The sequence below is a fragment of the Comamonas composti DSM 21721 genome, from assembly GCF_000429845.1.
In the GTDB taxonomy this organism is placed as follows: Bacteria; Pseudomonadota; Gammaproteobacteria; order Burkholderiales; family Burkholderiaceae_C; genus Comamonas; species Comamonas composti.
This window is the reverse complement of sequence record NZ_KE386971.1, coordinates 150329-163700: the sequence shown is the minus strand read 5'-3', so window position 1 is coordinate 163700 and position 13372 is coordinate 150329. Positions and strand designations below refer to the sequence as shown.

14 protein-coding genes are annotated in these 13372 nt (G+C 63.8%); 7 read left to right on the top strand and 7 right to left on the bottom strand.

What is annotated here, in order from left to right:
• Positions 1-71 precede the first annotated feature (71 nt).
• Positions 72-1535 (top strand): circularly permuted type 2 ATP-grasp protein, encoded by a 1464-nt coding sequence (locus G486_RS0117710; protein WP_027016724.1) that lies wholly within the window; start codon positions 72-74, stop codon positions 1533-1535.
• A 29-nt stretch (positions 1536-1564) separates the two neighbouring features.
• Positions 1565-2518 (top strand): alpha-E domain-containing protein, encoded by a 954-nt coding sequence (locus G486_RS0117705; protein WP_027016723.1) that lies wholly within the window; start codon positions 1565-1567, stop codon positions 2516-2518.
• Positions 2519-2635: 117 nt separating this feature from the next.
• Here G486_RS0117705 and G486_RS0117700 read toward each other — a convergent pair whose 3' ends face one another.
• The 5 genes from G486_RS0117700 to G486_RS0117680 all read right to left on the bottom strand — a co-directional run bounded on the left by G486_RS0117700 (position 2636) and on the right by G486_RS0117680 (position 5654).
• Positions 2636-2986 (bottom strand): YkgJ family cysteine cluster protein, encoded by a 351-nt coding sequence (locus G486_RS0117700; RefSeq protein ID WP_027016722.1) that lies wholly within the window; start codon positions 2984-2986, stop codon positions 2636-2638.
• Between the two features lie 121 nt (positions 2987-3107).
• A complete protein-coding gene (locus tag G486_RS0117695) occupies positions 3108-3326 on the bottom strand; it encodes a hypothetical protein (protein ID WP_027016721.1) in 219 nt (72 codons plus the stop codon).
• A 31-nt stretch (positions 3327-3357) separates the two neighbouring features.
• On the bottom strand, positions 3358-3522 hold the full coding sequence (locus tag G486_RS24360; protein WP_169728620.1) for a hypothetical protein: 165 nt from the start codon (positions 3520-3522) through the stop codon (positions 3358-3360).
• Positions 3519-4448: an ornithine carbamoyltransferase gene (gene argF, locus G486_RS0117685; RefSeq protein ID WP_034388320.1), complete on the bottom strand. Its 930-nt coding sequence runs from the start codon at positions 4446-4448 to the stop codon at positions 3519-3521. Before argF ends, G486_RS24360 begins: the two co-directional genes overlap by 4 nt.
• A gap of 9 nt (positions 4449-4457) precedes the next feature.
• A complete protein-coding gene (locus G486_RS0117680) occupies positions 4458-5654 on the bottom strand; it encodes an aspartate aminotransferase family protein (RefSeq protein ID WP_027016719.1) in 1197 nt (398 codons plus the stop codon).
• A 263-nt stretch (positions 5655-5917) separates the two neighbouring features.
• On the opposite strand from G486_RS0117680, the gene G486_RS0117675 reads away from it, so the two are divergent.
• A complete protein-coding gene (locus G486_RS0117675; RefSeq protein WP_027016718.1) occupies positions 5918-6223 on the top strand; it encodes a DUF3579 domain-containing protein in 306 nt (101 codons plus the stop codon).
• A 93-nt stretch (positions 6224-6316) separates the two neighbouring features.
• Here G486_RS0117675 and G486_RS0117670 read toward each other — a convergent pair whose 3' ends face one another.
• A complete protein-coding gene (locus tag G486_RS0117670; protein ID WP_027016717.1) occupies positions 6317-7489 on the bottom strand; it encodes an MFS transporter in 1173 nt (390 codons plus the stop codon).
• Positions 7490-7652: 163 nt separating this feature from the next.
• On the opposite strand from G486_RS0117670, the gene G486_RS0117665 reads away from it, so the two are divergent.
• Together G486_RS0117665 and G486_RS0117660 are read left to right on the top strand one after the other, a co-directional pair.
• Entirely contained in the window at positions 7653-8498 is an 846-nt protein-coding gene (locus tag G486_RS0117665) for an AraC family transcriptional regulator (protein WP_051303657.1), read from the top strand.
• 247 nt (positions 8499-8745) lie between these two features.
• Positions 8746-10293, top strand: coding sequence for a TerC family protein (locus tag G486_RS0117660; protein WP_027016715.1), 1548 nt, complete (start codon positions 8746-8748; stop codon positions 10291-10293).
• 126 nt (positions 10294-10419) lie between these two features.
• Here G486_RS0117660 and rpsT read toward each other — a convergent pair whose 3' ends face one another.
• Complete coding sequence (gene rpsT / locus G486_RS0117655; RefSeq protein ID WP_027016714.1) at positions 10420-10716, bottom strand: 30S ribosomal protein S20; 297 nt, start codon at positions 10714-10716, stop codon at positions 10420-10422.
• Between the two features lie 170 nt (positions 10717-10886).
• Here rpsT and murJ point away from each other — a divergent pair, with 170 nt between their 5' ends.
• Complete coding sequence (gene murJ, locus G486_RS0117650; RefSeq protein WP_027016713.1) at positions 10887-12452, top strand: murein biosynthesis integral membrane protein MurJ; 1566 nt, start codon at positions 10887-10889, stop codon at positions 12450-12452.
• 64 nt (positions 12453-12516) lie between these two features.
• Positions 12517-13362 (top strand): SirB1 family protein, encoded by an 846-nt coding sequence (locus G486_RS0117645; RefSeq protein WP_027016712.1) that lies wholly within the window; start codon positions 12517-12519, stop codon positions 13360-13362.
• Positions 13363-13372: the final 10 nt, after the last annotated feature.

Here is a 13372-nt window from a genome sequence, read left to right as displayed (position 1 = left end):
AACTAGTTTGGCCAGCAAGAGCTGGTCTGCAGCTTCAGCGCCAGGTGAGGCGATACGAAGGGAGATGAGGAATGCTTGCGTTTGACGAGATGTATGCCGCGCCTGATGGCGCACAGGTGCGCGCGCATTACCGTGACTATGCGCAGTGGCTGCAAGACCAGCCGCCCGAGTGGCTGCGGGCGCGCAGCGCCGAGGCGGAGCTCATTTTCCGCCGCGTGGGCATTACGTTCGCCGTGCACGGGGAAAAGGACGAGGATGCGGCGGGCACGGAAAGGCTGATTCCTTTCGATCTGGTGCCGCGCATCATTCCTGCCCACGAGTGGCAGCTGCTGCAGGAGGGGCTGGTGCAGCGCGTGACGGCGCTCAACCGCTTTTTGCAGGACATTTACCACGGCCAGGAGATCGTGCGTGCAGGCCTGATGCCCGGGGCGCTGATCCGGGGCAACAGCCAGTACCGGCCCGAGATGCAGGACTTGCAGGTGCCCCATGGCCGGTATGCGCACATTGCGGGCATCGACCTGGTGCGCGTGGGCGATGCCGCAGGGCAGGGCGTGTTCCATGTGCTGGAGGACAATCTGCGTGTGCCCTCGGGCGTGTCCTACATGCTGGAGAACCGGCGCATGATGATGCGCCTGTTTCCCGAGCTGTTCCTGCGCCATGCGGTCGCGCCCGTGGCGCACTACCCCGACATGCTGCTGGAGACCCTGCGTGCGAGCGCGCCGCCCGGCGTGCACGAGCCCACGGTGGTGCTGCTCACCCCGGGCATGTACAACAGCGCCTATTTCGAGCATGCGTTCCTCGCACAGCAAATGGGGGTGGAGCTGGTCGAGGGCCAGGATCTGCTGGTCAGCAAGAACGTGGTCTACATGCGCACCACGCGCGGGCTCAAGCGCGTGGACGTGATCTACCGGCGCGTGGATGACGACTTTCTCGACCCCGAGGTCTTGCGCCCCGACTCCAGCCTGGGCTGCGCGGGGCTGATGCGCGCCTATCGCGCCGGCAATGTGGCTATCTGCAATGCCCCGGGCACGGGCGTGGCCGACGACAAATCCATCTACCCCTATGTGCCGGCCATGATTCGCTTCTACCTGGGGCTGGAGCCGCTGCTGCAGAACGTGCCCACCTGGCTGTGCCGCAACCGAGACGAGCTCGGCTACGTGCTGGATCATCTGCATGAGCTCGTCGTCAAGCAGGTCCATGGTGCGGGCGGGCACGGCATGCTCATAGGCCCAGCGGCCACGCGCGCCGAGCTCGATGCGTTCCGTCAGAGGATCAAGGCCCGCCCCGACGCCTATGTGGCCCAGCCCACGCTGGCCTTGTCCACCTGCCCGACCCTGGTCGGCCAGGGGCTGGCTCCCCGGCACACGGATCTGCGGCCCTTTGTGCTCAGCGGCCGCGATGTACGCATGGTCGCGGGCGGGCTGACGCGCGTGGCCCTGCAGCAGGGCTCGCTGGTGGTCAACTCCTCCCAGGGCGGGGGCACCAAGGACACCTGGGTGCTCGAAGCCCGGGGACAGAGCACGCAGGAGCGCTGAATGCCGTCGACATCATCTGGAGCACGCCCATGCTGAGCCGCACCGCCGACCATCTCTACTGGATGTCCCGATACACGGAGCGCGCCGAGAACACGGCTCGCATGCTCAATGTGAGCTACGACACATCCATGCTGCCCCAGCCAGCGGACCAGGCGCGCCAGATCTGGAGCGGCGTGCTCTCCATCAGCGAGCTGATGCCCGCCTACGTCCAGCTTCTGGGCGAGGTCGAACGCGAGGCCGTGCTCAACTTCATGGTGTGCGATGAGAGCAATCCCTCGTCGATTGCCTCCTGCCTGCGCGCCGCGCGCGAGAACGCACGCGCGGTGCGCGGCGCGCTGAGCGCCGAGGCCTGGGAGACGCAGAACCAGACCTGGCTGGAGCTGGACAAGCGCCTGGCCGGCGACGAATGGGCGCGGGAGCCGGCGCGGTTCTTCGAATGGGTGAAGTTCCGCTCGCACCTGTGGCGCGGCGTCAGCTACGGCACCATGCTCCAGGACGAGGCCTTCCACTTTCTGCGCCTGGGCACCTTTTTGGAGCGTGCCGACAATACGGCGCGCCTGCTGGATGTGAGGTTCCACGCGCTGGCCCATGAGCCCCAGGCCGCAGCGGCCGGGCACTCGGGCGTGCCGCTGGACTTCTACCACTGGAGCGCGCTGCTGCGCAGCGTCTCGGCACTCGAGGTCTACCGCAAGGTCTACCGCGACGTGATCACGCCCGAGCGCGTGGCCGAGCTGCTGATGCTGCGCAGCAAGATGCCGCGCTCCCTGCTGGCCTGCATGCAGGAGGTCGTGAACAACCTTGAGGCCGTGGCCCATGCGCAGTCGCGCGCCACCCAGCGCAAGGCCGGGCGATTGCTCGCCGATCTGCAATATGCACGCATCGACGAGATTCTGGCCACGGGCCTGCACGCCTATCTGAACCAGTTCCTGGAGCGCGTGCATGTGCTCGGCCTGGGCATCAGCCGGGATTTCCTCATGCAGTGAACAAGGTCGTGAGATCTATGTTTTCATAGCTGCCAGCGCTTGATACATCTTGGTTTCATATAGAAAAGTACCTGAAGACCAATAGAAGCAAGTGCTAGCAGCTATCAATATCAGACATCATGCGGCCTCGCTCCAGCGCCGCACCTCCTCCTCGCTGAGCGCGGGCAGGCCGTATTTGCTGCGCGTGTCGTGGCAGCCGTAGGAGGCGAACGGAAAGTCGCGGCACGGCCTGGAGCGCTGCTCGTAGATGCCGCAGCCCTTGTGGCCATCGGAAAAATCGGTCAGGGCCACGCAGCGTATGGGAAAGTGCGAGGTTCCGTTCATGCGCCAGCGGTTGCCGCTGACCTCATGGGCCAGGGTGTCGGGCACGGTACCGCCCTGGGATTGGAGTTCGTAGACGGAGAATTCAACGCGGTAGTTGCAGCAGCAGACTCCGCAGCTCAGACAGGGGTGCAGGGATTGGGACATGAAAGCTCCAGGCCATCGACGACGGGCCGGGCTGCGCAACAGCGCAGGCCGGCCAGGACAGGAATCGACAGGAAAGGCGCGCATCTGCCGCAGCGAACGGGCAGGGCGCCTGGCCGGGGCACTAGGTGTGGCCCTGGAGGAACTTCAGATAAAAGGTGTGTATGCGCACGTACAGCGCCTGGACTCTGGCCGCAAAGCGCCTGCGCGGCCCGTAGACCGAGGGCACACGCGTATGCCGGGCAATGCGCGGATGGCGCAGGGCATGGGCCCCGAACGCAAACACCGCCTGCGGGCGAGCGGCCTGCAGGCGGTGTTTGAATGTGCCGGGGCTCAAGTGCATGGTTGGTGAATGCAGATGAGCCCGTGCTGAATCAGCCGGGCTGGCGGCCCAGCAGCAGGTACTCCATGAGCGCCTTTTGCACATGGCTGTTTTGGTTGCGGCACGCAGCCTGGGGCTGCTTCACCTGCGCGGTGCGCAGATGAGCCTTCACCGAAACAGAATGCAGGCGCTGGCGCGCCGCCACCCGGCATGTCATGCCGTGCGGCCTAGCAAAAGGTACTCCATGAGCGCCTTTTGCACGTGCATTCTGTTTTCTGCCTCGTCCCAGACGACGGACTGGGCGCCGTCTATGACTTCGGCCGTGACCTCTTCGCCACGGTGTGCGGGCAGGCAGTGCATGAACAGCGCATCGCCTCTGGCGCAGGCCATCATCTCCTCGTCCACGCACCAGTCGGCAAAGGCCTTGCGGCGCGCTTCGTTCTCGGCCTCGTAGCCCATGCTGGTCCAGACATCGGTGGTCACGAGGTCGGCGTCCTTGCAGGCGTCCAGCGGGTTCTGGAAGACCTGGTAGCAGCCCGCGCGCGGCGTCTTGCCGCCAAAGGCCAGGTTCTCGTCGACCTCATAGCCGCTGGGCGTGGACAGGTGCACGCTGAATCCCAGCAGATCGGCGGCCTGCAGCCAGGTATTGGCCATGTTGTTGCCGTCCCCGACCCAGGCCACGGTCTTGCCTGCAATCGGGCCGCGGTGCTCGATGAAGGTGAAGATGTCGGCCAGGATCTGGCAGGGGTGGAACTCGTTGGTCAGACCGTTGATCACGGGCACGCGCGAATGCTGGGCAAAGCGCTCTATCTTCTCCTGGCCGAAGGTGCGGATCATGACCAGGTCGGTCATGCGGCTGATCACGCGCGCGCTGTCTTCAATCGGCTCGGAGCGGCCCAGCTGGCTGTCGCCCGTGGTCAGATGCACCACCGATCCGCCAAGCTGGTACATGCCGGCCTCGAAGCTCACGCGCGTGCGCGTGCTGGCCTTCTCGAAGATCATGGCCAGCGTGCGGTCGGTCAGCGTCTGGTGCTTTTCGTAGTTCTTGAACTTTTTCTTGATCAGGGCCGCGCGATCGAGCAGGTAGGCGTATTCGTCGGCCGCGAAGTCGGAGAACTGCAGGTAATGCTTGATATGGGGCATGGAGAGCCTTTAGGCAGACAGGAATTGCACGATCAGAGGCTTGAGCTTGGTCACGAGCTCGTCGGCCTCGGCCTCGCTGAGGATGAGCGCGGGCACCAGGCGGATCACGGTGTCGGAGGTCACCGAGAACAGCAGGCCGGCCTCGGCGCCCGCCGCCAGCAACGCACCGCAGGGCTTGTTCAGCTCGATGCCGATGATCAGGCCCTGGCCGCGCACTTCGACCACGCCCTGTACCTCGGCCAGTTCCTGCTGCAGCCTGGACTTCAGGTACGCACCGACCTTGGTGGCGTGGGCCAGCAGGTTCTCTTCCTCCATGATGCGGATGGTTTCCACACCGGCGCGCATGGCCAGGGGGTTGCCGCCGAAGGTGGAGCCGTGGTTGCCGGGCTGCAGCACATCGGCCGCGGCGCCATGGGCAAGCACGGCGCCGATGGGCACGCCCGAGCCCAGGCCCTTGGCCAGGGTCATGACGTCGGGCACGATGTCCGCCCACTGGTGGGCAAACCACTTGCCCGTGCGACCCATGCCGGCCTGGACTTCGTCGAACATCATGAGCCAGCCCTTGGCATCGCACAGCTGGCGCACCTGCTGCATGTATTCCACGCGCATGGGGTGCAGGCCGCCCTCGCCCTGGATGGGCTCCATCAACACGGCGACGACATCGGGGTTGGCCTCGGTGGCCTTGACTAGGGCTTCGTAGTCATTCACGGGCACGCGCAGAAAGCCTTCGAGCAGGGGGCCGAAACCGCTGCGCACCTTGGGGTTGCAGGTGGCCGTCATGGTGGCCATGGAGCGGCCGTGGAACGCATGCTCGTAGACCACGATCACGGGCTTGGCAATGCCCTTGTCCACGCCGTACTTGCGTGCGATCTTGATGGCCGCCTCGTTGGCCTCTAGGCCGGTGCTGCAAAAGAACACATTGCTCATCTTGGAGCGCTCGGTCAGCAGCTTGGCCAGGACTTCCTGGCCCGGCACATGGTAGTAGTTGGAGGTGTGGATCAGCTTGGCGATCTGCTCCTGCAGCGCGGGCACCAGCTTGGGGTGGTTGTGGCCCAGGGTGTTCACGGCAATGCCGCCCAGCGCATCGAGGTATTGCTTGCCGTTCACGTCCCACACGCGGCAGCCTTGGCCTCGCTCCAGGGCGATGGGTAAACGGCCATAGGTGTTCATCACGTGGGGCGAGGCAGCCTCAATGAAAGCGGTCATTGCAGAAATCTCCGTTGCGAGAAAGTAAACGGCATCCGGGTGGTTCGCCTCGGATGCCTTGAAAACAGCGAAGCCCGATTCTAGAGGGCGCGGCATGGGCGAGCGTTGCGGATTTCGCATCACAGCCATGCAATGAACCTACGTCGCACTGGGGTAGTTTCGGGGGCTGGGTACTCACTCTTATACAAGAGATAAAATGCCGCATCCGGCCTGCAGGTGGCGATCCCATCAGCAGGCCCTAACTATTTTGGGCGTGTATTTTGATGGTTTCCCCTTCCAGCAAAGAACTGTTCATACAGGGCATTACCCATGAGGGCAAGACTTTCAGACCCAGCGACTGGGCTGAAAGACTGGCCGGCGTGATGAGCCAGTTCCGTCCTGGTGGGGCCCAGCCTGGCAGTCATCTCAACTATTCGCCCTGGTGCATTCCCACGACCATGAACGGCGTCAAATGCGTGGTCGTGCATCAGGATCTGCGCGACTACGAGCCCATGGCCTGGGACTTCTGCCTGAACTTCGCCAAGGACAACCATCTGCAGGTCGTCGAGGCCTGCCTGCTGCCGGACTGAAGCCGCAGGCGCTGTGCCGTAGATGCCAAAGCACCCTGGGGGTGCTTTTTTGCTCTTCGGCCCTCGCAGAATGGTCAGAGCGTATCCAGAGGCTCAGGTGCGCACCATGAACTGCGGCTGGAGATCGCGGCGCTCGCGCATGCACCAGGCGAGCACGCAGGCTGAGACCAGCACGCACAGCACGGCGGTCAGCGTGGTGCGCAGGCCGTGGGCATCGGACAGCATGCCGAACAAGGGGGCGATCATGCCGCCTATGGACAGCGCCAGACCCAGCGTGATGCCGCTGGCCGTGGCCTGGTTGCGTGGCAGATAGTCCTGGGCCAGCGTGATCTGCGGTGCAAAGGGCAGAAACATGCTGATGCCAAGAGCCAGGGCGCAGGCTAGGGCAATCGCGGGCGAGGGGGTCATGACCAGGCCTCCCATGGCGGGCAAGGCCAGCAGATAGCCCAGGCGGATGGCGCTCATGCGCCCGAAGCGGTCACCCATCCAGCCGCCGAGCAGCGTGCCCACGGCGCCGGCCGCCGTGAAGCTGGTGAGCGCGGCGGCGCCCATGAAGCTGCTGCCCGAGAGCTCGCGGCTCACATACAGGGACAGCATGGAAATCAGGGTCACATAGGGTACGGACCAGGTCAGGATCACGGCGCACAGCACGAAGAAGGCGCGCCAGTCATTGGTCTGGGGCGTCTTCTTCATGCCGGCCGGGCCAGTGGAAGAAGCCGAGCCCTGTGCATCGCGCCGGGTCCAGAACATCCATATCGCAAGCATGCAGATGGCCGGCAGAATCAGCAGCCAGCTGCGATGCAACTGGCCGTCGCCGACCACGGAGGCGGCCAGCAAAGGCGCAAACGATGCGCCAATCGTGCCGCCCACGGAGAACACGCTCATGGCCTTTTGCGATGTACCGCCCGCAGCGCGCGCAGCCACGGTGGCTGGCGGGTGGTAGGCGGCAATGCCCAGTCCGCAGAGCACGGCCGCAATCCAGCTGACCCAGTAATCCGCACTCAGCCCCACCAGGACCAGGCCGATGGCCGCAGTCATGAAGCCCAGAGGCACCATCCAGGGGCGCGAGGCGCGATCCACATACAGCCCGAACAAAGGCTGGACAACGCTGGAAAGCCCGGTGGCAGCAAGCATGAGACCGCTGACAGCGGTATAGCTGTAGCCGCGCTCCAGAGCCATGAAGGGCAGCAGTGCAGGTATCAGTCCCTGATAAAGGTCGTTGACGGCATGGGTGCCCGTGAGCAGGCCGAGACGGGAGCGGTTCATTGCACCTCCCGAAGAAAATGGGGGCGAGGGCCAAGATCAGGCATCGATGCTTCCTTTGCAGATGGTTGGTAGGCAAGCGGCTGATCGTAGAAAGGCCTGCAATTGCATTCATGCGCAGAATTAACAACAATCGTCGCAAAAAAGACAACTTGGACTTGCAGTCGTGAACCTTCCCCAGGCCGTGCGCCAGCGCACCAGAAAGCCCGCCCTGATTCCCGTGGCCGATCCCCATGTCTCTCCCATGCAGGGAGAGCAGACCATGCGCAGCGTCGCGGTCTATGGCACGGACATGCCGGCCAACACCTATATCCCGCCTCATACCCACAGGCGTGCCCAGCTTCTGCATGCGACCGAGGGCGTGATGCTGATCCGTGCCGAAGGCGGAAGCTGGGTCGTGCCGCCAGGCTGTGCGGTCTGGGTGCCGCCCGGCGTGTGCCACGGCATCGTGATGGCCGGCAGCCCCGTGGCCATGCGCACGGTGTTCGTGGAGCCGGACCTGAGGCCTGGGCTCTGGGCGCACTGCCAGGTGGTGGAGGTCTCGGCCCTGCTGCTGCAGCTCATCATGGCGGCCATGGAGCTGCCGCTGGACTACCCCATGGGCGGGCGCGCCGAGCGCATCATGGAGCTCATTCTCGACGAGATCGAAACCGCCAGGCCCCTGGCCCTGCACGTGCCCATGCCTGCCCATGCAGGCTTGCTGGAGCGCTGCCGCAGCTTCATCGATGCACCCGCACAGCCTGTGGATCTGGCTTTGTGGGCACATGCGCTGCACATGCATCCGCGCACGTTGGCACGGCTTTTCCTGCGCGAGACGGGGCTGAACTTCGGTGCCTGGTGCAGGCAGGTGAGGCTTTTGCTGGCCGTGCCCATGCTGGCTTCGGGCGCCTCGGTGCTGGAGGTGGCCCTGGCCCACGGCTATGAAAGCCCCAGCGCTTTTACGGCCGTCTTCAAGCAGAGTTTTGGCCAGCCGCCCAGTGCGTATCAGAAAAAATCGAGGCGCGGGCGCTGAGCACAAGCCGTATGCTCCAGTTGCAGCGTGTGCTGATTGCTCTGGGGGACTTGCAATTGGAATCAAATGAGTCTTGAGCAGGAGAAGGGGAACATGTATTTACATCCATCCTGGCTAGACTGGAAAACATGAACCATCTCAGCAGACCTTTGCATGCCAAGCTTTAAAGCCACGGAAATTTCCTCGACTGCCGGGCGCGAGCCTTGGCAAGGCCAGCCTTTGGCAGACCGGCTGCCGGGAGGCTTGCATGCTTGAGCTGCTTTCCGATCCCTCCATCTGGGTAGGGCTTGTGACCCTGGTGGTCCTGGAGATCGTGCTGGGCATAGACAACCTGATCTTCATTGCAATTCTTGCCGAGAAGCTGCCACCCCATCAGCGCGACCGGGCACGCGTCGTGGGGCTGAGCCTGGCGCTCATCATGCGGCTGGCGCTGCTCTCGGCGATCTCCTGGCTGGTCACGCTGACCACGCCCTTGTTCGAGGTGTTCGGTCTGGGCTTTTCCGGGCGGGAGCTGATTCTTCTGCTCGGCGGCCTGTTCCTGCTGTTCAAGGCCACGACCGAGCTGCACGAGAGAATCGAAGGCGTGGAGCACACGGAGTCGTCTTCGGATGCCTACGCGAGCTTTTCGCTGGTAGTGGCCCAGATCGTGGTGCTGGATGCGGTGTTCTCGCTTGACGCCGTGATTACGGCCGTCGGCATGGTCAACCATCTGCCCGTGATGATGGCGGCGGTGGTGATCTCCATAGGTCTCATGCTGCTGGCCTCCAAGCCGCTCACGCGCTTTGTGAACGCGCATCCCACGGTGGTGATCCTGTGCCTGAGCTTTTTGCTCATGATCGGCCTGAGCCTGGTTGCCGAGGGTCTGGGCTTTCATCTGCCCAAGGGCTATCTCTATGCGGCCATCGGCTTTTCGATACTCATCGAGTTCTTCAACCAGTGGAGTCTGAGCAACCAGGCCAGACACCAGGCGCGCAGGCCTTTGCGCGAGCGCACGGCCGAGTCGGTGCTGCGCCTGCTGGGCGGCAGCTCGGTACGTGACAGGCGGCAGGACTCCGATGCGGGCCAGGAGCAGGAGCCGCCGGCCTTTGCGGCGCAGGAGCGCAACATGGTCAGTGGCGTGCTGAGCCTGGCCGAGCGCAATGTGCGCTCCATCATGACGCCCCGCTCCGACATCAGCTGGGTGGATCTGGAGAGCGATCCCGTGAGCATTCGGGCGCAACTGCTGGAGACGCCGCATAACATGTTTCCGGTGGGGCGCGGTTCGCTGGACGAGGTCGTCGGCATTGCACGTGCCAAGGACCTTCTCGGGGCCCTGGACCGGCATGGCGCGATCTCCAGAGAGCGCGACTTGCGGCCGGTGATGTATGTTCCGGAGTCCAGCTCCGTGATTAAGCTGGTGGATACCTTGCGTCAGGCGCGCGAGCATCTGGTGCTGGTCAGCGACGAATACGGCATGCTGCAAGGCATGGTCACGCCTCTGGATGTGCTGGAGGCCATTGCCGGCGAGTTTCCCGACGAGGATGAGGCTCTGGAGGTTGAGGAGATCGCAGCCGGGCAGTGGAGCGTGGCCGGAACGGCGGATCTGCACCAACTGGAGCTCATGCTGGGCGTTGACGACCTGGTCAGCGAGGATGGGAATTACAACTCTCTGGCGGGATTTTTGCTGGAGCGGTTCGGGCAGTTGCCGGCCAAGGGCGACAGCCTGGAGCATGGCGGTCTGCGGTTTCGCGTCATGGACATGGATGAGCACCGCATCAAGTCCGTGCGGGTGGAGCAAATCCAGGAATGTCCATGATCTGGAAGCGGCTGCATCCTTCATGCAGCAACAAAAAAACCGCCTTGCGGCGGTTTTTTTGTTCGTTGACAGCGCACCCGTTACAAACGGCGGATGGTTAAAGCCATCCGGGCGGTTGCCTAAATATTAGGCGGCTACGGCCAGGGCCTTGACCTTGGCGGACAGACGGCTCTTGTCGCGAGCAGCCTTGTTCTTGTGGAAGATGCCCTTGTCGGCCACGATGTCCATCACGGACTGGGCGGACGCGAACAGCTCGGTGGCCTTGGCCTTGTCGCCAGCCAGAACGGCCTTTTCGACCTTCTTCACGGCTGTGCGGTACTTGGAGCGCAGCGAGGTGTTGGCTGCGTTCAGCGCAACGTTCTGGCGGGCGCGCTTGCGGCCCGATGCCAGACGGGGGTTCTTTTTGGTGGGCTTGGATGCCATGTGTATTCCTTGGGTTGTCTGTGGATGTTGTCAGCGAAGCCGGCGATTGTAGCATGCACTGTCGCAAGAGCCGCAGGCGCGCCAGCCCGCGTGGGATGGGTCTTGCTACGGATTGAAAGAATCGAGAAGCAGTCCGCGGCATTCCTGCGCCTGCGCATACACTTCGCACGGTGTCACTGTTCAAAGCCGCCTCCACCGTCTCTCTGCTGACGCTTGCCTCCCGTGTAACGGGCCTGGTGCGTGATCTGCTCATGGCCTCCATGTTCGGAGCCAATGCACTCACCGACGCCTTCAACGTCGCATTTCGCATTCCCAACCTGTTTCGCCGCCTGTTTGCCGAAGGAGCCTTCAGCCAGGCCTTTGTACCCGTGCTCGCGGCCAGCAAGGCCCAGCACGGGGAAGAGGCCACCCGCCGCCTGATTTCGCATGTGGCAACCCTGCTGTTCTGGGCCTTGCTGGTGACCTGTGTGCTTGGCGTGGTGGGCGCGCCGTTGCTGGTCTGGCTGCTGGCCAGCGGCATGCGCCAGTCGCCCGAGGGCTATTCAGCCGCCGTGCTGATGACGCGCTGGATGTTCCCCTACATAGGCTTCATGTCCCTGGTGGCGCTCTCGGCCGGGGTTCTCAATACCTGGAAGCGGTTTGCCGTGCCTGCGGCCACGCCCGTGCTGCTCAATCTGTCCATGATTGCGGCTGCGGTCTTTGGCGCTCCCTGGTTCGACAAGCAAGGCGTGGAGCCGATCTACGCCATGGCCGGCGGCGTCATGCTGGGCGGCGTGCTGCAGCTCGGAGTGCAGTTGCCAGCGCTCAGGCGACTAGGCCTTTTGCCGCGCATAGGCATGTCCGTGCAGGCGCTGCGCGCAGCCTGGGACGAGGCTGGCGTGCGCCGCATTCTGAAACTCATGGCTCCGGCCCTGCTGGGTGTGGGGGTGGCCCAGGTGTCGCTGATGATCAACACCCAGATCGCCTCCTATCTGCAGCCGGGCAGTGTGACCTGGCTGTTCTATGCAGACCGGCTCATGGAGTTTCCCACGGCGCTGCTGGGCGTGGCCCTGGGCGTGGTGCTCACGCCCCAACTGGCTTCGGCCAAGGCCGCCGGTGATGACGAGCGCTACTCGAACATGCTGGACTGGGGCCTGCGCCTGGTGCTGCTGCTTGCTGTGCCTTGTGCCGTGGGGCTGCTGACTTTTGCCGAACCGCTGGTGGCCACGCTGTTTCACCGCGGAGCGCTGCGCGACGAGGATGTGGGCAAGATCGCCCTGGCCCTGATCGGCTATGGCGCAGGCCTGGTGGGGCTGGTGGCGATCAAGGTGCTGGCTCCGGGCTACTACGCAAGCCAGGACATACGTACGCCGGTGAAAATAGCGATAGTCGTGCTGGTGATCACGCAGTTGCTGAATCTGCTGCTGGTGCCTCGGCTGGCACATACGGGGCTGGCCTTGTCGATCGGGCTGGCTGCGCTGGTGAATGCGGGCTGGCTGCTCGTAGGCCTCCTCAGGCGCGGTGTCTACAGGCCCAGGCCCGGCTGGTTTCTCCTGCTGGCCCAGGTTGTTGCGGCCAGCAGCCTGCTGGCCTTGCTGCTGACCTGGGGCAGCCAGCACTTCGACTGGATAGGCATGCGCGCGCATGGGCTGCAACGGGCGGGGCTGCTGGCGGCCATGCTGCTTGCCTCCATGCTGCTGTATTTCGGCATTCTGTGGGTTGCAGGTCTTAAGTTGCGCGAGCTGCTCAGGCGTTGAGCCCGAGTGATTTATCTGATGTGGGACTTTCGGCAAACTGTCAGGAGTTGAACTTCATCGCCCTATGAACTGGAGCTATCAAGACAGCCCCTCGTCCTTGCAGTACTTTGCCTCTCTGGTGCAAAGCGATGAGTCCTTGCCCTTGATGGAAGCGGCGATCAGCATCGCCCAGGATGCGGTGCCGGACCTGGACCTGCAATCCATCATCGCCGAGCTCGACAGACTGCAGGTACGGCTTGGGCAGCGCCTGGCCGGCGAGACCGACACTTTGCAGATCTTGCACGTGCTCAACCGCTTCTTCTATGGCGAGCTGGGTTTTGCGGTGAATCGCAACGATTACTACGACCCGGCCAACAGCTATATCCACCATGTGTTGCAGACGCGGCGCGGCATTCCCATCAGCGTGGCCGTGATCTGGCTGGAGCTGGCCCTGGGCCTGGGGCTGCAGGCCCAGGGAGTGAGTTTTCCAGGGCATTTTCTGGTCAAGCTGCGTTTGCCCCAGGGGCAGATCATTCTGGACCCTTTGAGTGGCGAGTCGCTGTCCGCAGACACCCTGGCTCACAGGCTGGAGCCCTACTGGCAGGGCCTGGGTTTGTCCGCCGACGAGGCAGCTCCCCTGGGTCTTTATCTGCAAGCTGCCTCGGCCCGCGACATTCTGGAGCGCATGCTGCGCAATCTGCAGGAAATCCATCAGACCCAGCAGGACTGGCCCTTGCTCGTGGCTGTGCTCAATCGCCTGGCCTTGCTGCGCCCCGACCAGCCCGAGGTCTACCGTGATCGTGGCATGGCCTTTGCCAAATGGGGGGTGACGGAGCGCGCCATCGAAGACCTGGAGCACTATCTGCAGCACCCTGCGGGCGCCGAAGCCCTGGCCGTGCGCGAGGTGGTGCGCCGCCTCAAGGGCTTGTAGACAGGTTGGC

Coding starts and splice junctions, on each gene's coding strand:
- rpsT (WP_027016714.1), bottom strand. CDS start 10,716: ATGGCATCCAAGCCCACCAAAAAGAACCCCCGTCTGGCATCGGGCCGC.
- argF (WP_034388320.1), bottom strand. CDS start 4,448: ATGCCCCATATCAAGCATTACCTGCAGTTCTCCGACTTCGCGGCCGAC.
- G486_RS24360 (WP_169728620.1), bottom strand. CDS start 3,522: ATGACATGCCGGGTGGCGGCGCGCCAGCGCCTGCATTCTGTTTCGGTG.
- G486_RS0117710 (WP_027016724.1), top strand. CDS start 72: ATGCTTGCGTTTGACGAGATGTATGCCGCGCCTGATGGCGCACAGGTG.
- G486_RS0117670 (WP_027016717.1), bottom strand. CDS start 7,489: ATGAACCGCTCCCGTCTCGGCCTGCTCACGGGCACCCATGCCGTCAAC.
- G486_RS0117700 (WP_027016722.1), bottom strand. CDS start 2,986: ATGTCCCAATCCCTGCACCCCTGTCTGAGCTGCGGAGTCTGCTGCTGC.
- G486_RS0117660 (WP_027016715.1), top strand. CDS start 8,746: ATGCTTGAGCTGCTTTCCGATCCCTCCATCTGGGTAGGGCTTGTGACC.
- G486_RS0117695 (WP_027016721.1), bottom strand. CDS start 3,326: ATGCACTTGAGCCCCGGCACATTCAAACACCGCCTGCAGGCCGCTCGC.
- G486_RS0117705 (WP_027016723.1), top strand. CDS start 1,565: ATGCTGAGCCGCACCGCCGACCATCTCTACTGGATGTCCCGATACACG.
- G486_RS0117675 (WP_027016718.1), top strand. CDS start 5,918: ATGGTTTCCCCTTCCAGCAAAGAACTGTTCATACAGGGCATTACCCAT.
- G486_RS0117680 (WP_027016719.1), bottom strand. CDS start 5,654: ATGACCGCTTTCATTGAGGCTGCCTCGCCCCACGTGATGAACACCTAT.
- G486_RS0117645 (WP_027016712.1), top strand. CDS start 12,517: ATGAACTGGAGCTATCAAGACAGCCCCTCGTCCTTGCAGTACTTTGCC.